At 40.9% G+C, this 21,119-nt stretch carries 19 protein-coding genes; all 19 read right to left on the reverse strand.

Annotated elements, in window-relative coordinates; translation table 11 throughout:
• Position 1: 1 nt before the first annotated feature.
• Positions 2-685: an acylneuraminate cytidylyltransferase family protein gene (locus tag DS891_RS16620; RefSeq protein WP_174170399.1), complete on the reverse strand. Its 684-nt coding sequence runs from the start codon at positions 683-685 to the stop codon at positions 2-4.
• On the reverse strand, positions 682-1,623 hold the full coding sequence (locus DS891_RS16625) for a glycosyltransferase (protein ID WP_174170400.1): 942 nt from the start codon (positions 1,621-1,623) through the stop codon (positions 682-684). Before DS891_RS16625 ends, DS891_RS16620 begins: the two co-directional genes overlap by 4 nt.
• Positions 1,604-2,476, reverse strand: coding sequence for an SMP-30/gluconolactonase/LRE family protein (locus DS891_RS16630; protein ID WP_174170401.1), 873 nt, complete (start codon positions 2,474-2,476; stop codon positions 1,604-1,606). Before DS891_RS16630 ends, DS891_RS16625 begins: the two co-directional genes overlap by 20 nt.
• Before the next feature lie 8 nt (positions 2,477-2,484).
• Entirely contained in the window at positions 2,485-4,716 is a 2,232-nt protein-coding gene (locus tag DS891_RS16635) for a polysaccharide biosynthesis tyrosine autokinase (protein ID WP_174170402.1), read from the reverse strand.
• Between the two features lie 14 nt (positions 4,717-4,730).
• Complete coding sequence (locus DS891_RS16640; protein WP_010605767.1) at positions 4,731-5,165, reverse strand: low molecular weight protein-tyrosine-phosphatase; 435 nt, start codon at positions 5,163-5,165, stop codon at positions 4,731-4,733.
• Between the two features lie 12 nt (positions 5,166-5,177).
• Positions 5,178-6,293 (reverse strand): polysaccharide export protein, encoded by a 1,116-nt coding sequence (locus DS891_RS16645; protein ID WP_174170403.1) that lies wholly within the window; start codon positions 6,291-6,293, stop codon positions 5,178-5,180.
• A 1,074-nt stretch (positions 6,294-7,367) separates the two neighbouring features.
• A complete protein-coding gene (gene rfaH, locus DS891_RS16650; RefSeq protein ID WP_174170404.1) occupies positions 7,368-7,847 on the reverse strand; it encodes a transcription/translation regulatory transformer protein RfaH in 480 nt (159 codons plus the stop codon).
• Between the two features lie 74 nt (positions 7,848-7,921).
• Positions 7,922-9,088 (reverse strand): nucleotide sugar dehydrogenase, encoded by a 1,167-nt coding sequence (locus DS891_RS16655; protein ID WP_174170405.1) that lies wholly within the window; start codon positions 9,086-9,088, stop codon positions 7,922-7,924.
• A 52-nt stretch (positions 9,089-9,140) separates the two neighbouring features.
• Complete coding sequence (locus DS891_RS16660; protein ID WP_174170406.1) at positions 9,141-10,292, reverse strand: hypothetical protein; 1,152 nt, start codon at positions 10,290-10,292, stop codon at positions 9,141-9,143.
• A 2-nt stretch (positions 10,293-10,294) separates the two neighbouring features.
• Complete coding sequence (locus DS891_RS16665) at positions 10,295-11,224, reverse strand: glycosyltransferase family A protein (protein ID WP_174170407.1); 930 nt, start codon at positions 11,222-11,224, stop codon at positions 10,295-10,297.
• Between the two features lie 24 nt (positions 11,225-11,248).
• Entirely contained in the window at positions 11,249-12,331 is a 1,083-nt protein-coding gene (locus tag DS891_RS16670; RefSeq protein ID WP_174170408.1) for a DegT/DnrJ/EryC1/StrS aminotransferase family protein, read from the reverse strand.
• A 12-nt stretch (positions 12,332-12,343) separates the two neighbouring features.
• Positions 12,344-12,922 (reverse strand): acyltransferase, encoded by a 579-nt coding sequence (locus DS891_RS16675; protein WP_045962981.1) that lies wholly within the window; start codon positions 12,920-12,922, stop codon positions 12,344-12,346.
• A complete protein-coding gene (locus DS891_RS16680; protein WP_174170409.1) occupies positions 12,922-13,869 on the reverse strand; it encodes a Gfo/Idh/MocA family protein in 948 nt (315 codons plus the stop codon). The genes DS891_RS16675 and DS891_RS16680 overlap by 1 nt, the downstream gene beginning before the upstream one ends.
• A 16-nt stretch (positions 13,870-13,885) precedes the next feature.
• Positions 13,886-15,166 (reverse strand): Vi polysaccharide biosynthesis UDP-N-acetylglucosamine C-6 dehydrogenase TviB, encoded by a 1,281-nt coding sequence (gene tviB / locus DS891_RS16685; RefSeq protein WP_174170410.1) that lies wholly within the window; start codon positions 15,164-15,166, stop codon positions 13,886-13,888.
• Between the two features lie 7 nt (positions 15,167-15,173).
• Positions 15,174-15,932, reverse strand: a complete 759-nt coding sequence (locus tag DS891_RS16690) for a WecB/TagA/CpsF family glycosyltransferase (RefSeq protein WP_174170411.1) — start codon at positions 15,930-15,932, stop codon at positions 15,174-15,176.
• Positions 15,933-15,966: 34 nt separating this feature from the next.
• A complete protein-coding gene (locus DS891_RS16695; protein WP_174170412.1) occupies positions 15,967-17,043 on the reverse strand; it encodes a glycosyltransferase in 1,077 nt (358 codons plus the stop codon).
• A complete protein-coding gene (gene wecB / locus DS891_RS16700; RefSeq protein WP_174170413.1) occupies positions 17,043-18,125 on the reverse strand; it encodes a non-hydrolyzing UDP-N-acetylglucosamine 2-epimerase in 1,083 nt (360 codons plus the stop codon). The genes DS891_RS16695 and wecB overlap by 1 nt, the downstream gene beginning before the upstream one ends.
• A gap of 248 nt (positions 18,126-18,373) precedes the next feature.
• Positions 18,374-19,948 carry an asparagine synthetase B family protein gene (locus DS891_RS16705; protein ID WP_174170414.1) on the reverse strand — a complete coding sequence of 525 codons (1,575 nt, stop codon included), beginning with the start codon at positions 19,946-19,948 and terminating at the stop codon, positions 18,374-18,376.
• Positions 19,945-21,117 carry a glycosyltransferase gene (locus DS891_RS16710; RefSeq protein WP_368032213.1) on the reverse strand — a complete coding sequence of 391 codons (1,173 nt, stop codon included), beginning with the start codon at positions 21,115-21,117 and terminating at the stop codon, positions 19,945-19,947. Before DS891_RS16710 ends, DS891_RS16705 begins: the two co-directional genes overlap by 4 nt.
• Between the last annotated feature and the right edge of the window lie 2 nt (positions 21,118-21,119).

A 21,119-nucleotide genomic window follows, 5' to 3' on the forward strand; every position in this document is an offset into this window, starting at 1 on the left:
ATTAAATCCCTTTATTATTATTAACAATACGTTCAGCAAGTGCACTCGCTAATTCCCAATCTTCAGGTTCATCTATATCTATAGACTCTAGAGCAGGTGTTAAATACATCATTGGCTTCTTTCCAATTCGTGCATTAGTTTTAGTGAAGCTTTGTTCCGTAAAAAGAAACAGACATGAGTTTTCTTCAAACCAAGGCTCTAAATCTTGGGTACGTATTAAATTATCAGGATCGTGATTAACAGGTGAAACATCTGCACGATAAAATCGTGTCTGTATTTTGTTAACACTAAATAACGAATCAAATTCCTTTTGTGTTGCAAAAGTTTGTATAGCTTTCTTTATTGTATTTTGAGTGATTAAAGGGTTGGTTGTGTGGGTCATTAGGTAGATATCGGCTGGTACAGCTTCTATATCATCTGCCAATATTAAATTCATACTAACCAAATCACCACACAGCTCTGGTTTTCTTTCACGAATAACGACTCTTTCACTTTCTTTGAGACCATTCTCTACCAATATATCCTTAGCGTCTGTATTAATAACCACCTGATCTATATCACTATTGCTAAGTAAAGCATCAAGTATCCACTGAAAGAGAGGCTTCCCTGCAAGCTCGCGGAAGTTTTTTCCTTTTACTCGCTCACTATTTGCTTTTATTGGTAATAACGCGACTATTTTGGTCATTTATCAGATCCTTTAACTTCTTTATATTCTGTAGTCACTTTCATATCTGTTACTCTAGGATAGAAATATTTTAACTTCATTTGCTGCGATAGCTTGCGATGTATATGATTACCTTTATAGGCTCCATAGTATTGAGCAAACCTAAAGCGAATTATTGAATACGCTTCTTTAATAAATATGCCTTGCTGGAGTGACATTTTTACATCTTTTATAATCCCAACGGTAATAAACTCTAACATATCAAAAAAACTAATATGTATTTGAGGCATGATTTGCTGTAAGGCAATCGCTTCACGTTCATAACGAATCCGTACTTTTTGCCAGGTTTCATCATGTATGTGATACACACCTGCGTTAGCAACATACCCGATTAGCCCATCGTTATTTACAATTTCTTTAGCGAGGAACATATCTTCACAGCCTGTTAACTGTTCATCAAACAAAAATCTAGACCATATATCCTTTCTTAATGCAGCATTTGCATTGTTACAAAAGAAGCCTTCTTGGGGAATTGAGGATGTGCTAGGAAAGTATTTCAAAAAAAGCTGACGTTCACTAAATTTAGTAGAATCTCGTCCCAACTGCCTGCCATAGCTGTAATGACAATCACTAACGAGCGGCTTTACTAGGTTTTCTATCCAATACTCATCACAAGGAATACAATGACCACTAATAAAAACAAGATATTCACCATTAGCAAAACTACAGCCAATATTCAAAGAACGACCGAAAGTAAATTCTTCCTTTTTAATATAAGTAATTCTGCACCCATACTTTTTAGCTATTGATAGTGTATTATCAGTAGAGCCAGAATCAACGATTACAACCTCTACATCAAACAATGAAGACTTTTGAGCACTAATTTTTGTGAGCAACTCTTCCAAATATCGCTCTTCATTCAAAGTACGAATTACAACACTAACCAATGACTTGCTCACTAGTTTCTCCTAAATCAATTTTAAAAATAGCACCTGACAGCGGGTATTTTTTTAGCTGTTCTAACGAAAGCCCCTCTCGTGCAGTAGTTATGTAAAGTGAGCCTTCAATTAAAACACAATTTGTTGGTTGGGGTACTGGCAGAATGAACTCACATAATTCATTTCCATTTTGATCAAAAGATTTTACACACCCACCACCCCACATTGTGATATAAATTACACCATTTGGCGACTTGCACCCTCCATCTGGTGTCATGGCAGATTTAGAAAAATCATGCCACTCCTGTCTTTCAACTAGCAAATTGTTTTTGGAATATTTATAAATTTTTTGCTCAAAAGAATCGCTGATCAACACACAATTTTCTAGCTCTATAAAAGTATTTGGAATTGAAATATGAAAGTTAGAAAATGACAAATGTTCTTTTTTCTCATCATATAAAAATAGTTGACCTTCGTTTTCCTTGGGAGTTTTAGCCATACTACCGAAGAAATACTTATCCTTAATCATTACTCCATCGTTGGTTCTCATATCTAAACCTCGGGAAGAGTCCAAATGTAGATTTAATACTCTGTTCGACTCAAGTGAGATACAATTAAAATTTAAAATTCCTTTAGAGTCTGAAATATAAACATTCGGCCATTCAACTTTAAAGATAGTACTAGGATTCAAGCTCAATTGAAATGAAGTTACATTCAGGGGGCATTCTAAGCCTGAAACAAAAAGGGTCGACTCTGTAATATCCAACCAAAGTAGCCGTTCTGTTGTTTCATCATAATAAATCCCTTCTCCTAATTGACACTTAACTTCAGAATAAAAGACATTTTTTTCATGTATATTAATCTCTCTATTCATATGCAATATTATTTATCTGATTTGTACTCGTAGTTGTAGTAGCCGTAGTAACCATAGGCATTAGTTGATTTACGAACAACACCGTTGAATACCACCCCTTTTACATCAATACCATTTTGCTCAAAACGATTTAGTGTAATTTCTAGCTCTTTTGCATGGTTTTGACCAAAACGGGTTACTAGTAATGTTGTGCCTGCATGCGCACTCACAATAGCAGGGTCTGTCACCGCTAAGATTGGAGGAGTATCAACAATAACTAAGTCGTACATTTTGCTCACTTCACCAATCAACTTGCTAAAGTTTTCATGCATTAGTAGCTCTGAAGGGTTAGGAGGTATTTGGCCTCGGGTCATTACTTGCAAACCTTCAACTTGGCTTGGCTTAATCACCTGCGCTAAATTCAATCGGCCAGAGAGGTAGTCACTTAAACCGTCATCCCATTTCATGCCAAACTGAGTTTGCAGGTATCCTTTACGCATATCAGCGTCAATAACAAGAATGCGTTTGCCACTTTGCGCCAGCACAGTGGCAAGGTTTACGGTAATAAAGGATTTACCCACGCCAGGACTTGGGCCTGAGATAGCAATAACATTGTTTTTTGCTTCTAGCATAGCAAAGTGCAAGCTAGTACGGAGGCTACGTAGCGCCTCAACGGAAAGGTCTGCAGGGTTATCCATGGCGAGTATCGATTTTGCCTTTGCCACTTTGCCCTTGCGCGCTTTTGCAAAACCTGTGAGTTTTACTTGGTACTCTGAGAATGGCACGCTTGCGTATACAGGCAAACCTAATGCTTCTATTTCCGCTGGGTCTTCAATACCTTTGTGCAGCGCTTTTTGCACCAGTACAATCGCAACGGCTAACATTCCGCCCAACATGGTTGCCATCACAACGATTAGTGCTTTTTTGGGCTTCACAGGTTCTGTTGTATTTACTTCCGCATAGTCAACAATACGAACGTTACCTACCGTACCGGCCCGAACAATATCCAGCTCTTGAGTTTTGCCTAGTAGCAGAGTGTAGATTTCATTATTTACTTCAACATCACGTTTCAAACGTAGCAACTCTCGCTGAGTCTCAGGTAGCCCTTGCACCTCGCCAGTTAATTCATTTCTTTGTTGCTTAACAGTATCAATTTGCTCAATAACACCGCGGTAAGAGGGGTGTTCACGTTTAAATTTACGGCCAAGCTCCAAGCGCTTTAATTCTAGTTCTTGCAGTTTAGTTTCTAATGCAACAATTTGTTCTAAAACGCCCTGTGTTTCTAGGCTAATATCAATGGATTCTTGGCGAATTTGGTAGTCATTAAAGGCTTTTTCAGCACGTTCTAGGTTACGTTTAACTTCTGGAAGCTGCACCTCTAAAAAATCAAGAGACTGCTGTGCCTCCGCGCTATTACGCTCCACATTACGGCGCACGTAAATACTCGCAACTTTATCGAGTACTTTTTCTGCATACGCTGGGGTTTTATCTTGAAGCGCAAGATTGATAATGCCAGAGTCCTTACCTTTTTCAGATGCAGAAATAGCGCTTTGTAAGTCCAATATAGTCTGTAATCTGTTACGCTTTATAATTGAAAATTCAGTCTCTGGTCGTGCAATGAGTGTTTTGATGATTAATTCAAACTGACCTGATTTGACTTCTTCTCCCACTTTGCCTGAAAGCACTTCCTCGTCTTCAGCATTTAGTAGAACAAAACTATCATCCGTTTGCGCTAATAATGTGAACTCTGCTCCCTCTGCGCTTTTAGGCACTCTAAAACGGTGGATCTCTACCTTTTCACCGCCCCATGCATAAGAATTTGCGCCAAAGCTTGGGTCTGCCACTTCACCTTTGTTTTGTGGAACAAACTTACGGAAGCTTCGCCCCCCAAATAGTGGGAAGAGTTTTGGCTCAACCACTGTATCTAGGTTAAGTGTGTCTACTGCTTCTCCTATTATGCTTCTTGATTTAAGTAGCTCAATTTCGGTTACTGCGGCAGAGGTACTTTCAAACATACCAGACATATCATCAAAGCCAGGTACTGAGCCGCCTTTTTCTTCTACCTGTACCATTGCGGTTGCTTGGTAGATTGGCGTGCTAAATATCGCGTAAGCTACACCTAGCAGCATAAATAAAGACGTAATACCTGCAATAAACCATTTCGCGTCTAATAAGGCACCAAAGAGTGCCATTAAGTCGATCTCTTGCGTATCTTCTTGTTTAGATTTTTGCGGAGAAATTAGATTTGGCTGAGCATTCATATACTCGCAATTCCTTATAAATACTGTTGCCAAGCGCCACAGGCGCTATCGATAAGCTCATAAACATGCTCAAACGCTTCACGTGATTGGCGATACGGATCTGGAATTTCTTTATCGCCAATCCATTTACCAAGTAAAAAGGTTTTGCCACGAGCTTGAGGGTAACGGCTGCAGAGGTCAGTTAAATGCCTTTGCTCCATTACGAGGATGAGACTATTTTGTGCGACCAAGGTACCAGTTAACTGGCGACCTTGGTGCTCACTCATGTCGATTCCTTGTTCTTTCGCCAACTCCTGCGCTAATGCATCAGCGGCTTTTCCTTCTAGGGCGGTTAATCCAGCTGACGAAACAGCTACATTTTTGCCACTTAGTTTGTTTTTTAGCAGATACTCTGCCGTAGGACTGCGGCAGATGTTACCAGCACAAACCATTAAAACACTATCAAACATGAGTACTCACAATTACTGATTTTCTATATCTTGAATCGCATCCACTGTAGACAGTGAAGGCAATAATAAACTGATAACTTTGTTCCAACGAGCAAGTGGCGCGCTAGTCACATACACAATATCTTGCGGCTCAAGTTCAAACTGTTCAGCAAGTACTAGAGAGGCTACGTTTTTAGCATGTAGCTGATATACATCTGCAAGCACACCATCTTTTTGCAGGTCGCGCTTACGCAAGACAAAAACACCGTTTGCGTCTGCTGTACGCTCGTTAAAGCCACCAACATCCGTTAGTGCTTCAGCTAGGCTTAAACCATAGCGGTTTACGTCTACTTTGCCCGCTTTAATTACGTCGCCTAACACATACACGTTACGTTTGTCATTGCGGCTGATATGAATAATATCGCCATGTTGCAACAAACGGTTTTGTGAAATATCACCCTCGGCATAGAAGTCATCTAGCTGGATAACCTCTGTTTTCTCACCACGAGTAAAAGTTACGGTTTCCCAATCTGCGCTTTCAGTCAGACCACCAGCTTGGTTTATTGCATCAATTAGCGTAACTGGCGTTTCTGTGATTGGGTATACTCCCGGCTTGGTTACTTCACCGGTTACGTATGTTTTTTGGCTTCTAAAGCCAACCACTTTGACATCGATTTGGGGCTCTTCAATAACACGACTTAAGCGTTTAGTAAGATCTTCACGTAACTCATTTACTGTTCTACCTACTGCCGGAACTTTTGGGGCGTAGGCAAAGTTAACAGTGCCATCAGACTGAACACGGAAACCATCAAACTCGGCTGTTCTTTGTACCGCAGCCGGGATCGTAAGTTCCGGGTGATCCCAAACGCCAATTGTAATGACATCCCCAACGCCTAAACGATATTCGTAATTTGAGACATCGATACCAGCAAGTGACGAACGGTCAATTTTTTTGGCTTGTTTGATTTTGTGTTCTTGAACTAACTGAGAGTCGATGATGTGAATATTTACTTTTTCTAAGTCGCGTTCTAGATTTGCGGTTTGTTCGCCAGAGCCGATCCCTTCAAAATGGCCACCAGGAACAAGTGTACAGCCGCTCATTGTCATCAAAACAGCTGAAGCAATGATAGTTTTACAGCGTAGCGCCATTGTTTCTTCCCAAAAGTGTTGTAATCTTTTCTTTTCATTACTTTTATTGCCCTTTATTAAATAGTAGAGGTGCAATAAAAATTTCGTGGGCTAATTAAAGCATGCACGATTGTTAATCGCAAGTGAGTACTAGGTTTTGCGCAAGTTCTCACTCTATATTCTATGTTTTTACCTAGAGATGTGGTTAAAAGCCTTTATCAAGTTTGAGTTCATTTTTTAGATTGTTGTTTTTGTTGTTTCTTAATTTGCAATTTAATCTTTGGTGCTTGGTCGCGGCGTAGAGTTGCTATGTCTGAGTTTGAACCATTCTGTCACGACATAAAGTCGCTGCTACGGCATTCAAGCACGCTTCCGCCCTTAGGTTGCAGCTCCTAAATGCTCGTAAAAGATCGCGAGGTGAACTCGCTCTACCACATTGACCCAAGGTGTCTATGTCTTCGCGGCGTAAAGCCACGTCTGAACCATTTTGTCGCGGCGTAAAGCCGCTGCTACGGCATTCAGGCGCGCTTCCGTACTTAGGTTGCAGCTCCTAAATGCTCGTAAAAGATCGCGAGGTGAACTCGCTCCTACCACATTAAGCCAGGTGTTTATGTATTCGCGGCGTAAAGCCGCTGCTACGGCATTCAGGCGTGCTTTCGTACTTAGGTTGCAGCTCCTAAATGCTGGTTTCGGTTTGAGTAAAAGATCGCGAGGTGAACTCGCACCTACCACATTAAGCCAGGTGTTTATGTATTCGCGGCGTAAAGCCGCTGCTACGGTATTTAGGCACGCTTCCGCCCTTAGGTTGCAGCTCCTAAATGCTGTTTTCAGTTTACGTAAAAGATCGCGAGGTGAACTCGCTCCTACCACGTTGACCACAGTCTTTATATTTTTGCAGCGTAAAGCCGCGCCTGAACCATTCTGTCGCGACATAAAGTCGCTGCTACGAACTGGTTTGAGCTTTTAAGTTACAGCTACAAAATTGCAAACGTTCCGCTATGCTAATGTAATCTTTCTAACAACGTGAAGAAGTTTACAGCCAAACCAGAGTACACCCTTTTTATAACAATTAAATAAGAATAAAGGATGAAGTTTTTATTGTACCTTTTTTATTGTACAGTTATCAACAACGATTTGTGCATAATGGTTAAGCAGTTTAATTAATAAAATGCTACGAAGTTCTCCATCAGGTTGTTGATATATGGCCTGAATGTCTTTGTAACAGCCGTCTGTTAACTGAACCAAGTCGCCTTCTTGAAGGTCGAGCTCGTCCGCTATTTCATTTTTATTCATTAATTGAGCGACGAGTTCATCTGGTACCATTTGCAGATCGGTACCATAACGAATAAAGTCAGAAACACCGCGAGTGTTTTTTACAGCAGAAAAGTGTGAAGAATGTGGATCTAGCTTAACAAATAAATATCGTGGAAACAGCGGTTGCTCCACCGCCTTTGAGCCAGAGGTTTTTCTTTTTACGAAAGTTGGGAAGCAAGACTCTATCCCTTGATTTTGAAGATTTGACTGTGCTCTGTGTTCTTGTTTTGGTTTACAGTAGAGCAAATACCAGCATTCCATGCGTTGCGTTCCCTAAAAAATAAGCCTAACGAATTAGGCTTACTATTATACGTATATTCTCAATTAGGTCTAGCCTAGTCACTGCCAAAAAGGTCTCTTGTGTAGACTTTTTCGGTAACGTCTTGTAACTCCTCAACCATGCGGTTAGAGATGATTACATCACAGCTATTTTTGAATACATTTAGGTCATTAAGTACCCTAGAATTAAAGAAGCTTTCTTCTTCAAGTACTGGCTCATAAACAACGACTTCAACACCTTTCGCTTTTATGCGCTTCATCACCCCTTGAATAGATGAGGCTCTAAAATTGTCGGATCCTGCCTTCATGATCAGGCGATAAATCCCTACAGTTTTGGGATTACGCTTTAGAATAGACTCAGCGATAAAGTCCTTTCTTGTTGTGTTTGCATCAACAATCGCTTGAATGATGTTGTTTGGTACGTCTTTGTAGTTCGCTAGCAGCTGCTTGGTGTCCTTAGGTAAGCAATATCCGCCATATCCGAAAGACGGGTTATTATAATGATCACCAATTCTTGGATCTAAGCACACCCCTTCGATAATTTGCTTTGTGTTTAAACCATGAGACTCTGCGTAGCTATCTAACTCATTAAAGTAGGCTACGCGCATCGCCAAATAAGTATTCGAGAATAATTTGATCGCTTCGGCTTCTGTTGACCCACTAAAAAGCACATCTATATCTGCTTTTAATGCCCCCTGTTGGAAAAGGTTAGCTATAACTTGTGCATGTTCTGATTTAGCACCAATTATGATCCTTGATGGATATAAATTATCGTGGAGCGCTTTACCTTCTCTTAAGAATTCAGGAGAAAATATAATACTCTCATAGTTAAACTGCTCCCTAGCTTTACGGGTGAATCCCACAGGAACTGTAGACTTTATTACGATCTTCGCCTGAAAATTGATAGTCAGCAATTTACCTATTACATTTTCTACACTACTTGTATTAAAAAAATTCGTCTTTGGATCATAATCAGTTGGTGTAGCGATTATAACAAGCTCGGCGTTACCAAAAGCACTCTTTGCACATGTTGTGGCTACTAATTCGAGCTCTTTCGAAAGCAGATACTCTGAAATCTCAGGGTCATAGAAAGGCGAAATCTTATCATTCACCAAGCGCACCTTGGACTCGTTTATATCTAGCAATGTAACTTGATTATGCTGCGCGAGAAGAATTGCGTTGGAAAGCCCAACATAACCTGCACCAACAACTGTTATCTTCATAGTTTTAGCCTCTTTTCAACCCTCAGCTTACTATAAGTAAAGAAGATGACAGTTAAGTGGACGCATTTAGCTCTCTAGCTGACTTTGCACTCGAAGAACCATAATACTTCAACCGCTCCGGATACAACGCGGTCATAACAATAATCAGTCCAACAATAGCATATACACTATTCATCGAGCTGACTGATGCTCCATTTAAAAATAAAATACTAATGCAGGCAAGTCTTGCTCGCGGTGAAACATCGCTCAATTTGAGTAGCTGATTCACTGCCAAAAAGATAAATAATAATCCTAAAAAGCCATGGTCAAATATTGCTCTAGTGAGATAAGTGTGCAATATAACTGAGTAACACACGCCAGGCTTGCCTGCACTAAATAGTGACTGATAATACTGCAGCCTTGTGCACACACTCTCGGGCATTGCTGTAAGTGTTTGCGAACCAATCAAATATTCCTGCCATCCCCAACCTGAGATCGCTTTCAAAAAGCCTTGGAAAAAAACCACCCTATCGATTGCTTCAATATCACCGCCCGACAGACGACTAATAAAGGTCGCAGCAACACCGGCTGCGATTATAGCAACAACAAGCAACTTAATTATGGTCTTCCAACCAAAGTCTTTAATATAGAAAATGGTGAACATTGCAAGAAAGCAGATCACACCGGAACGAGAACCTGAAAGAAAAGTAACCACACCTAATGCCATCCAGTCGAATAATGATAAAGAGCGATTAAAGCCCCAAATCGCACACCCTAATAGCAGTACAAACATGATTTCATAGTTATTTTCGGTAAAAATACCTGGACGACCTTCTTGCCCAAGGCCAATCCATATAACGTATTTGATGAAAAATAGTACCAAAAGAATATGCCAAAAACGTCGAAGTAGCTTTTCTTCGAATAACACTTTAGAGGAAAAAAATGACAATAAAGCGAGATAAAAAAAAGTTTTATAGGCAATAAAGTAATCAACAGGATGGATACCGCGAGCCTTAGCTAAGGCTAACGTAATAATCAAATAAAGCAGGCTACAGCTAAACACGAGCCATGCGCTTGGACACATGCGCTTAGCAACAAACAAAAAAGTGCATAAAACCAGCAATTCGAAAATAGCATTAGTTGGCAGCACATGGTATTGACCAATAATACCAATACTCATGATTGCTAATGTTAGAAAGAAAAACAGAAACTGCTTTCTAACCATGCTTATCTCCGATGCTTTAAAGCCATATAGCTACGAGCGATCCAGCTCTTTGGCATTATTAGTAAGAAAAAAGCAGCTACGCGATACCTATCCCATTGCAATAAAGGATGGGTTAGCAGAAGCTTTAATGCTTTCATGCGATTACCAATGAGTAAATTACTTTTTACACTGCTCATCACGGTAAGGTGTTGTAGGTATTTTACACTTCCAATAAGCTCCGTAGGCACAATACCATCATCCAGCAAACGCTGAAATTCAAAAATATGTGGAGATGGCTGTTCAAAATCCGACGGCGACTGCCCAACACTAGAAGCCGTTAAATCATACATCACAGACACTGACTTATCGTAAGCAATTGGCCACTGACAAGCTACGCTACCCCATACGGCCTGATCTTCACCAAGGCTTAATCCTTCTTTAAACCCACCGACTTTTAGCAAGCTATCTTTTGCAATGCAAACAGATGACGAGGTTATTGGTAAATCAGCATTACAACACGCTAAAAAATAATCTTGCAGCAACCCTCTATTTTCTAGTAAGTGTTGGTTTTTGGCAGCTCGCTTCCCTTCCGCTGTATTGAACTCATAGCCAGTACAAAAAATACGTGCATCGGGAAAAGTTTGATAAAGAGATTGAATATTAGACAAAAAGTCATCATGCCAAACATCATCAGCATCCAAGAATGCGACAAACTCAGCGTTAGCAGCACGAACACCAACATTTCTTGCAGCAGAAACGCCTTTGTTAGCCTGCTGTAATAATCTCACCTTACTACTGTTTATTTTTTCAACTACACTCGCTCCAGCATCAGTGGAGCCATCGTCTACGACGATGATCTCACTCGCTGGATGTTTTTGAGATAGTACAGAATGAACAGCTCGTTCAATATATTCAGCTTTATTAAAAAGCGGAATAACTACAGAAATATTCATTCTTTTAAGCACTCACAAGCAAAATTATTCGGCACTGTCGGCGCATAAATATCCATGCATAGGCAGACTCAATACTGACTTAGCCAGTTTTTCAGCAACCGGAAAGTCACCATTCTTATGAGCTAAATGCTCAAAAGCACTTTGCTGGTGCATACAGGTGCCATAGTAAATCATGGTCGGAATACCTTGTTCTTTATATGATTGCATTACCTGTTCACGATTATCTACTTGGATAGTATATTGCGCCCATGAACTTAAATATCCCTCAGGCACAAAAGGCGTAACAAACTGCGACTGTAGATCATTGGTATAGTTCTTGGCGGCGCGGTTACGATTCTCCAATTCGATAGGAAAAGCTGCAAGCTTCTCCAATAAAATAGCGGCTTGAATTGTATCTAATCGGCTATTCATGCCGATGCGAACATTATCGTATTTGTCTTTACCTTTACCATGGACTCGTAGTGATTGTAATAATGCAGCATATTCATCGTTATCGGTAAATAGCGCCCCGCCATCACCATAGCATCCTAATGGCTTAGCAGGGAAAAAGCTGGTTGTAGCTATGTCGGCAAAAGAGCCTGCACGTTTGCCATCAATCTCACCACCAAACCCTTGCGCTGCGTCTTCAATAATCTTTAGTTGATATTTATCCGCAATTTCCTTAATCGCTGGATAATTAGCAGGTAAGCCGAATAAATCCACAGCCATAATCACTTTAGGTTTCAATTCACCAGCGTCTATTACCTGCTTAATTCGGTTTTCAAGATCGACTGGACAAATATTGAATGTTTTTTCGTCAGAATCGACAAATACGGGAGTCGCTCCTGCAAAAGCGATAGTCTCAGCGGAAGCGAAAAATGTAAAAGTTGGACAAAAGACGGCATCTCCTGCTTTCACATCTAATGCCATCAGAGCTAAAGACAGCGCATCAGTACCGTTAGCACAAGTGATAGTATGCTTTACACCTACATAATCAGACAATGCGGCTTCAAGCTCTTGTACTTCAGGCCCCATAATATACTGACCATGTTCTAATACCGCTGCGATCCGTGTATCTATTTTTGTTTTTAAATGCTGATACTGTGCAGCTAAGTCGATAAATTGCATTACATCATTCCATTAAAATTGATGACTAAGTTGGTTTCCGTTTAGTACATACTGCTCGCCAGTATGCGGACAAACACAACGACCTTCACCTTCAAGGGGCAAGTCTAATTGCTCGCCATATTTACTGATCCAACCGATTTGCTTCGCTGGTACTCCGACCATGAGCGCAAAAGGGGGAACGTCTTTATTAACTACAGCGCCGGCACCAATCAACGCATACGAGCCGATTGTAACGCCACACACGATTGTGCAATTTGCACCAAGCGTTGCGCCTTGCTGGACGCGAGTATCTCGGTATTCAGTTTTGCGCTCTATAAACGAGCGCGGATTATAGACGTTAGTGAATACCATGCTCGGACCACAAAATACATCGTCTTCTAGATAAACGTTGTCATACACTGACACGTTGTTCTGGATTTTAACGTTATTACCAATCTCTACTTTATTACCGACAAAAACATTTTGCCCGAGCGAACAGCCGGCACCAATTTTGGCTCCACCACAAACATGTGCAAAATGCCAAACCCGAGAGCCTTCACCTATCTGAGCGCCGTCATCCACAATCGCGCTTTCATGCTTTTGGTAGGCCATTAGAGCTTGCCTTGTAAAAACGGATGAACATCCGCTTGTGATTCAATATGTACTTTACCTTGACGGATTGCATTTACGGTTTCTATACAGTGACGTGCATCCTCTAAGCCATAGCCTCTGCCAGCTAAAATTTCCTGATAAGAAACAGTATGAAGATCGGTAAAGCCGCCCGAAAACTCTAACTCTTCGCCATCACAAGTGATTGAGCGATAAGTCGGTTGCTTACCTTTAACGACTTCTGGTAAATCTTCAGAGTCAATAGACAAAAACCATTTTACTCTGGCATTTTCATACTCTAAATAACCAGCCGCTTTGTCATTGTTCATGAAATGCAATTCGTTGCGCTGTAAGTCACCAAAAATAAAGTGCAGCATGTCAAAAAAGTGAACACCGATATTCGTCGCCACGCCAAAAGATTTTCTAGGATCGCCTTTCCAGCTTTGCATGTACCACTTACCACGAGAAGTAATGTATGTTAACTCCACTTCATGCTTGTCGGTATTTGACGAACTTGCGACTTTATCTTTTAGATCTAAAATAGCTTGGTGATGTCTTAGCTGTAAGATGTTGAATACTTTCTTGCCGGTTTCTTGCTCAACCTGAATTAGGTCATCAAGTTCAGCGAGCGTCGGTACTAGAGGCTTTTCGCATATCACATCACAGCCCAAACGCAGACCAGCAGTAATGTGCGAGTGGTGTAGATAGTTAGGTGAGCAAACAGAAACATAGTCAAGCTTAGTCGCTTCATCGCGCTTCAATCGATGTGCATGGTCATAGAAGCACTCAAACTCTGTGAAAAACTCACTTTGTGGTGAAATACTATCGATGATACCCACAGAATCATTGATGTCATAGGCAACCGACAACAGATTACCAGTTTCTTTAATGGCTTTCATATGACGAGGTGCGATATAGCCCGCCGCACCAATTAATGCAAAATTCTTCATCTTTTCCATTGCTCTGTTATAGCCTTATATCTGCATCTTGTGGGTTTAATACATGTTTAACATCGTATAAAACATGGTCTTCTTTACCGAATGCTCTGATCTTTTCCACGCCCCACTCTTTAAACTCAGAGTGATCAACCGCGAGGATAATACCATCGTATTGACCGTACTGTATCTGATTGACAAGTTGTATACCGTATTCTTGTTCTACTTCTTCTGTATTCGCCCATCCATCGTAGACATCAACTGACATATTGAAATCTTGAAGTTCGCGCACTACGTCAATAATTTTAGTGTTTCTCACATCAGGGCAGTCGCCTTTAAAGGTAAACCCAAGTACGAGTACCTTAGCTTCATCTATATGAATTTTACGGCTTGAAAGCTTCTTAACTAGCTGTGTCGCAACGTATTCGCCCATACCATCATTGATGCGACGTCCGGCAAGTATGACCTCTGGACGATAACCAACTTCTTCCGCTTTAAAGGTCAGATAATAAGGGTCAACACTGATACAGTGACCGCCGACAAGTCCGGGCTTAAATTTCAAAAAGTTCCATTTTGTGCCTGCAGCATTTAGCACTTCTTCTGTATCAATATTCAAGCGATTGAATATTTTCGCAAACTCGTTAATCACAGCTATGTTTAAGTCACGCTGGGTGTTCTCTATCACTTTCGCAGCTTCTGCAACCTTAATTGAAGATGCTTTATGCGTACCAACGGTGATAATTGAGCGGTACATCTCGTCGATAAAGTCAGCAACCTCAGGGGTCGAACCTGAAGTGATCTTAGTAATCTTTGTTAAAGTATTAACTTTGTCACCTGGATTAATCCGCTCTGGTGAATATCCAGCAAAGAAGTCTTGATTAAACTTAAGGCCTGAGTTCTTCTCAATGATAGGAATACAGACTTCTTCTGTTGCGCCTGGATATACTGTGCTTTCGAAAATGACGATGTCGTTACTGCTGATATGACGAGCCACCAATTCCGACGCTTTACGAAGAGGATTAAGATCCGGCGCATGTGTATCATCAATCGGCGTAGGAACAGTAACGATAAAAATGTTACATGCGGTTAAGTCATTTTCGTCACAAGAGTAAGAAAGCTTAGCCGCTTCAGTTAGCTGTGTCTCATTCACTTCTAACGTTGCATCAAACCCGTCACGTAATTGCTCAATTCGACGTTTATTGATGTCAAATCCAACAACGTCAAAATATTTACCAAATTCAGCTGCTAACGGCAGACCTACATACCCAAGGCCAATAATGCCTATTTTTTTTGTTGGTGAAGGAGAAAACATACTTTTCCTATTTCTCGCGAGGGTTGGCTTCTTCGATTGACTGAGTGCGTTTATTTTTCATTTGTGCGCGCAGATAGCTAACAACAAACTTAGGGTATTCTCTTACAAGCCTTTGACGAACATGCTTGTGTAATACCGCTCTTTGCAACCAACGTAATCCAAGTTTTTTTACTAAAGGGTGATAATAGTCAGCTTTAATTGCTGACTGCTCAATAAATCCGCCACAAGTGAACAGTAACGCTGGAGTATCTAAAGCTTTTTTTAATTCAACAATAAATTCGTCTTGCTTTGGAGTCCCCATACCACAAACAATAATTTCTGGCTGCTGCTGATTAAGCTCAGCGATAACTTGTGACTTAAGTGCCGCATCATTTATATAACCATGATGCTTAAAAACAACATTGAGATCAGGAAACATGCTGACGTAATTTTTGACGGCGACATCAACTAAGGTCGGTTTTGCGCCAATAAAGGCGATGCGTTTTCCTGTTTGATTGGCGAAGCGTAAAACATCGACTGCTATCGAAGAAAAATCGAAGCTTAATCGCTGAATTTTATTTTGGTTAAAAGTGTTATGTAATTTTGTATGCAACGAACCATCTGAAAAAATAACGTCCAGTCCCGATAACAGACGAGCATTTTTACTCAACAGTGAGTATGAAAATGGATTTACAAAAGTCACAGCGATACTACGCGGCAACCCTTTTGTACTCTCATCTAGTAATTTATCAAATACTGTTTTAGAGGACAGTTTGTTATCTAACACTTTTGAATGAATCAAATTACGCCTACACTATCTGTTAATTTAACTTATCTAAAATACACTTGAGCTTACTCTCCATGCTCAGGTTTTCTTCCGCATACTTTCTTAACTCACCTGGTGACATTAGTGTTTTAGTCGGTAACTCACAAATCAGCGCCGTAATGTCATTCGTGCTATCACTATTACTCACCATCAAGCGAATATCAGAGTTCGCTGGGAAATCTGGATCATTGGCAGCACCAATGACACTTAACCCTCTTGCCACATACTCTCTGGCTTTCAACACTGAAGCTTCATCAAGCCCAATGCGATACAAGCCAAGACTCGCAATGCCTATATGTGCACTGTTAAACTGTGCATCTAACCTAGCGCCCGATAAAAACCCCGTAAACTCAACTTGCGAGTCAATTTTTAATGATTTTGCCAGTTTCTTCAAAGGTTCAAACGCTTCACCTTCGCCTACGATAGTCAAACTGACTTTCGGCGCATCAGGTTTATTTGCTAACTCTGCGATTGCTTTCAACAATCTATCATACCCATGCCAATCTGCGAGTTGCGCTACCGCAATTAAATTCAAGGTATCATCGGCTTTCCAGGATGACAGTGCGACAGGCAAATCTTCAGGTATATTAATACCGTTACCAATTTTAAGTGTTTTATGCTTAACGCCGAATAAATACCATGCCGATTCTTGCGCATATTGCACTATTAGATTTGCAGGCATTAGCACCCAACTGGCAGAAAGTAATGAGATACTCTGTTTAAACATTCTTACAAGCGTTCTTGGCTCTGATGTTTTAAGCTCTACCAGCACGGACTTTCGTGGCGTTGGCACATCCACTACTATTTTTGTTCCTCTTAGTCGCGCGAGCAAAAAAGGAAAAAACAAAAATGGAAACAATAAACTAGAAAAACGAACAAACAATACTTCTGTATTGGTGCTCAACAGGGCCTTGATAAATCCCCACGCTCCTGACATCGTTGGCGCAAGCAAAGTAGACTTGGCATTCAAGCCCAACTTTTGTGCAGAAGCAACTGTACTATCTATTTTCTTTGCAACACCGGGCGTCTTCTCGGCATCTACAAAAGCGATATATTCAAACTGATGTTTCATTAGGCGCTTTCAAACTCCAGAAGAGCTGCCAATATCGCCTTCGCAGCTTCACCGTTACCATATAAGCTCTCAGCTTGAGCAAAGTTCGTTGCTTTTGCAGCGTCAACCGCATTTAAAATTGCCTGTTTATCAGCGCCAACTAGTTGATTCACGCCAGTATTGACCAGTTCAACCCACTCAGTTTGCTCTCGCATTGTAATACATGGCTTTGAGAAAAAATACGCTTCTTTTTGAAGGCCACCACTATCCGTTAGTACTATCTCGCAATGCTCTAACAGCCATACCATTTCGAAATAACTCACCGGCGGTATTACGTCAAACTTAATCTCAAGGCCCAAGCATTCTGCTAATTTTTGTGTTCTAGGGTGAATAGGGCAAATAACAGGTTGAGTTTCCGATAACTCATTTAGTGCTGTAATGATGCTTTTGAGACGATTTTCATCGTCGGTGTTTTCTGCTCGGTGGATTGTACACAGATAGAAACTGTCATATTCTGGGATAGCTGGCCGCTTTGCACTTTGTGTATAGAAACTAGCAGCATCAAGCATCACATCACCGACATTGCGTACCTGACAGCTTTTGTCTTTAAAGCCTTCTCGTACTAAGTTTTGCACAGCGGTATCTGTAGGACAAAATAGAATTTTGCTGATTTGGTCGGTTAGGATGCGATTAATCTCTTCAGGCATCCTCATATTAAAACTACGTAGCCCAGCTTCAACGTGAGCAACCGGAATATGAAGCTTTGCTGCAGCTAATGCACCAGCTAGTGTCGAGTTGGTATCACCATAAACCAAAACCCAGTCAGGTTTTTCTTCTAACAATACCTTCTCAATCTCTTCCAACTGACGGCCAGTCATTTGTCCATGGCTGCCACCACCAATTCCAAGGCTGTAATCTGGCTTGGGAATTTGCATCTCTTCAAAAAAGATATCACTCATATTGGCGTCGTAATGTTGCCCCGTATGAACTATCACTTCTTGCACTGCTTTTTGGCTGGTTTGATTGTGCTCTCTGACTGCGCGACTAAATGTAGCGGCTTTGACAAATTGCGGCCTTGCCCCAATTACTGTTACAACTTTCATAAATATGTAGCCAAATTAGTTGAGAATATTCCTCGTAGGAGACCTATTTCATAAGACCTTCTACTTTTCCTACAAAACCGCGTTTTACACAGCCTATGAACCGACGGATTTTACCTTATTACTAAGCAATGATACAACCGATAGGCTGTTAATTGTCTACAAAAGTCACAATTTGCTTAGAAAGCTGTGCGAATATAGCATGTATAAGAAATAAAACTGTTAAAGAATGCAATCAACAATACTTTCTGCTAGCTCTCTTTATTTCCCCATCGAGATTGTAAGAACAGTAAGGAATAAACCCCTATTATGGTGTAACCAAACTTGGCATATTCATCTTTTTGCTCATCAGAAAGCAACGCTCCAAATGCCAAAAAGTGATTATCAAAGTCATTTCTGAGTTTTTTACCATAGATAAACTGTTTGAGCGGTGTAGGCATCGCTTGATAAAGTCTGTGCGCTAACTTACGAGCAAAACCGAAATCCGCCGCATTTTTATCCGCGATTTCACTTTGGGCGCCAACCACGGATTTGAATCTGTCAGCAACATAGGCGTTATACCAAAGGCGTTTTTTCCTATATTGCAGTGGCATTTCACACCAAAACTCAACAAATTCCTTATCCCATAAGGGCAACCACCATTGCATGCCAAAAAACTCGTACACACGAACCGAATTGATAATGTATTTTGCCTGTCTTTCTTGCCAGTCCCAAAGCTCATATTGATTAGCAAACGCTTCTGCATTAAGAACATCGCCATCTGATAATTGCTGCTGCAGGCTTACCTTTATTCGATTAAATATCTGCGTTTCAATTAGTTGCCTTGGCACATTCTTATAGTGATCCGTAAGCAATTGTGAGGTTAAGTCAGATTTTGAGAACCGCTGTTGTTCAAAAACAATGTCTGGGATATGAGAGCCTGCGACAAAATCGCCACTGTGGCCGGGCACAAAAACAGCATCGCTTGAAATTAACTGTTTATCTTTTAATTCTCTAACGGCCAGCCAATCCTGTATATGTGGTAAAGACACACCATTAGAGGCCATTTCTCGAAACTCATCGGCTTCGTCACTAAACCAAGCATTGCGCCATTTATCTTCGTTATACTCAACAAAGTACCATTGAAAGCCCAGCCCAGTGGCAATTTGCTTGCTCAGCGCTGCCTCTTTATTTCCTGTTAAGCCATAGGAAAAGCAGACGACATTTTGATAGCCAAGTTGTTTTATCGTTGAAGCTATGAGTCGAGAGTCAAACCCACCAGAAAGCGGCAGCACAATTTGGCGTCCAGCAGCAAATTCAAGAAGCCGTTTGAATACAGCCCTCACAGCAATGTCTAACTGTTCAACATATAGAGACTCAGCCTGAACCTCAGGCTCATGATGTTGGAATAGGAAATAGTTCGATTTGCTAACTTTTCCAGTGCGCTTACAAATGATGACTTCTTGGCCCGCCTCAACTTGCCTTATTTGCTTAGATAGTGTTCTATCTGCACACACATAGCCAGTTAATGCAAACTCAGCCTTACCCTGCTCACACTCTTCATTTTGCTGTAATTCCGAATGCAGCCAAGCATAATCAGAGGAGAACAATATTTTGTCATTTATTACTGCATAAAATAATGGAATCGAGCGGGCTCTATCAACTACAAGCCTCACAAACTCATCTTCATGGCTGAGCAATGCAAAAAAGCCAGATAATGAAGAAAGGGAGTGTCGTTCGAAAAACCCACAACCAAACTCACTACCATCGAGCCCTTTTTGCTCTAAAAAGGGACTTCCGAGGACATCAAATGCTTTTACATGGTTTGTTATTACGCTATACATCATTTGACTTCCGATACATTCTGTAAGTGCTCACTAAGTTGACTGGCAATCTGAAAAGTAGAGAAACGCTGCTTAGTTTGCTTTGCAATAGTTTGGCTACAGTATTGTGCTCTGTTATCCCTCATATACTGCATCGCATTTGCAAGTAATTCGATATTATTTGGTTCAACCAAAATGCCATTTTCTTTATTTACAAAGTCCACAGCCCCACCAGTATTCGTGGCGATAACCGGTAAGCCAGCACTCATAGCTTCGATATATACAACCCCAAAGGCCTCGTATTGACTTGGAAGAACAAAAACATCTGCCTGCTGAAGCGCACGCACGACCTCACTCGCCGTCAAGTTACCCGTAAAGTTGACTCGGTTCTCTAGGTTCAACTCGACCGCTAACTCCTTGACCCAGTTTAAATACCAACCATCACCGACTATCGTTAATGAGACATTTTTATCTTTAGATGCTACGCTTGCGAAGGCTTGGAGCAAAGTTTCATGACCTTTTAGGGGCGTAACATGTGCAACACAGATAAACTGACAAGCTTGGTGTACTGTTGAACGTTTCATTGTAAAACGATCTACATCTACCATGTTGGCAAGGACTTCAAGCTTCGCCTCAGGACACACTTTCTGTAGGTAAGGAATAAGCTTAGATGAGACACATAGGACTTTACTTGCCCCTTGCAGTGCTTTTTTAACCTGCATCAGTGACATTTCCTTTTTTTCACTCTCATTTACGTACTGATTATTAATAAATCGCCCTCGATGCTCTGTGACCACATAATTAACCGGACACATTTTTGCGATTTTGCTCGCTGCATATCCTGCCCATATTAAACTATGTGCGTGGATCACATCTGGCTGGTACCGCATCGCCTTTCTGTAACATTTAAATACTCGCTTAGACTTAAATGCGAATAGTTCAGCATATAATGCATAGAACTTTGGAATACCTGGTAATGGTGCCCGTGCGACAGTCAACGAACCTTCTTGCGATAACGTGTAACGACCGGAAAACAACCAACACCAAGCACTCAACCATCGTAGTAGCTCTCTTGGTGAAATACGCTCTACGCTTTGCACTATGACATCATGTCCCTGTTCAGCTAGCGCTTCTGCCTGTTGCTGAATAAACTCCCCTTTATACGGTGGATACCAAGAAGGTAAAACGAGCACTT

Source organism: Pseudoalteromonas sp. JC28, from assembly GCF_013319255.1.
Classification (GTDB): Bacteria; Pseudomonadota; Gammaproteobacteria; order Enterobacterales; family Alteromonadaceae; genus Pseudoalteromonas.

Bases quoted from the DNA above. Each gene is read 5' to 3' on its own strand.
- DS891_RS16620 (WP_174170399.1), bottom strand. From the start codon at position 685: ATGACCAAAATAGTCGCGTTATTACCAATAAAAGCAAATAGTGAGCGA.
- DS891_RS16630 (WP_174170401.1), bottom strand. From the start codon at position 2,476: ATGAATAGAGAGATTAATATACATGAAAAAAATGTCTTTTATTCTGAA.
- DS891_RS16635 (WP_174170402.1), bottom strand. From the start codon at position 4,716: ATGAATGCTCAGCCAAATCTAATTTCTCCGCAAAAATCTAAACAAGAA.
- DS891_RS16640 (WP_010605767.1), bottom strand. From the start codon at position 5,165: ATGTTTGATAGTGTTTTAATGGTTTGTGCTGGTAACATCTGCCGCAGT.
- DS891_RS16645 (WP_174170403.1), bottom strand. From the start codon at position 6,293: ATGGCGCTACGCTGTAAAACTATCATTGCTTCAGCTGTTTTGATGACA.
- rfaH (WP_174170404.1), bottom strand. From the start codon at position 7,847: ATGGAATGCTGGTATTTGCTCTACTGTAAACCAAAACAAGAACACAGA.
- DS891_RS16655 (WP_174170405.1), bottom strand. From the start codon at position 9,088: ATGAAGATAACAGTTGTTGGTGCAGGTTATGTTGGGCTTTCCAACGCA.
- DS891_RS16660 (WP_174170406.1), bottom strand. From the start codon at position 10,292: ATGGTTAGAAAGCAGTTTCTGTTTTTCTTTCTAACATTAGCAATCATG.
- DS891_RS16665 (WP_174170407.1), bottom strand. From the start codon at position 11,224: ATGAATATTTCTGTAGTTATTCCGCTTTTTAATAAAGCTGAATATATT.
- DS891_RS16670 (WP_174170408.1), bottom strand. From the start codon at position 12,331: ATGCAATTTATCGACTTAGCTGCACAGTATCAGCATTTAAAAACAAAA.
- DS891_RS16675 (WP_045962981.1), bottom strand. From the start codon at position 12,922: ATGGCCTACCAAAAGCATGAAAGCGCGATTGTGGATGACGGCGCTCAG.
- DS891_RS16680 (WP_174170409.1), bottom strand. From the start codon at position 13,869: ATGAAGAATTTTGCATTAATTGGTGCGGCGGGCTATATCGCACCTCGT.
- tviB (WP_174170410.1), bottom strand. From the start codon at position 15,166: ATGTTTTCTCCTTCACCAACAAAAAAAATAGGCATTATTGGCCTTGGG.
- DS891_RS16695 (WP_174170412.1), bottom strand. From the start codon at position 17,043: ATGAAACATCAGTTTGAATATATCGCTTTTGTAGATGCCGAGAAGACG.
- wecB (WP_174170413.1), bottom strand. From the start codon at position 18,125: ATGAAAGTTGTAACAGTAATTGGGGCAAGGCCGCAATTTGTCAAAGCC.
- DS891_RS16705 (WP_174170414.1), bottom strand. From the start codon at position 19,948: ATGATGTATAGCGTAATAACAAACCATGTAAAAGCATTTGATGTCCTC.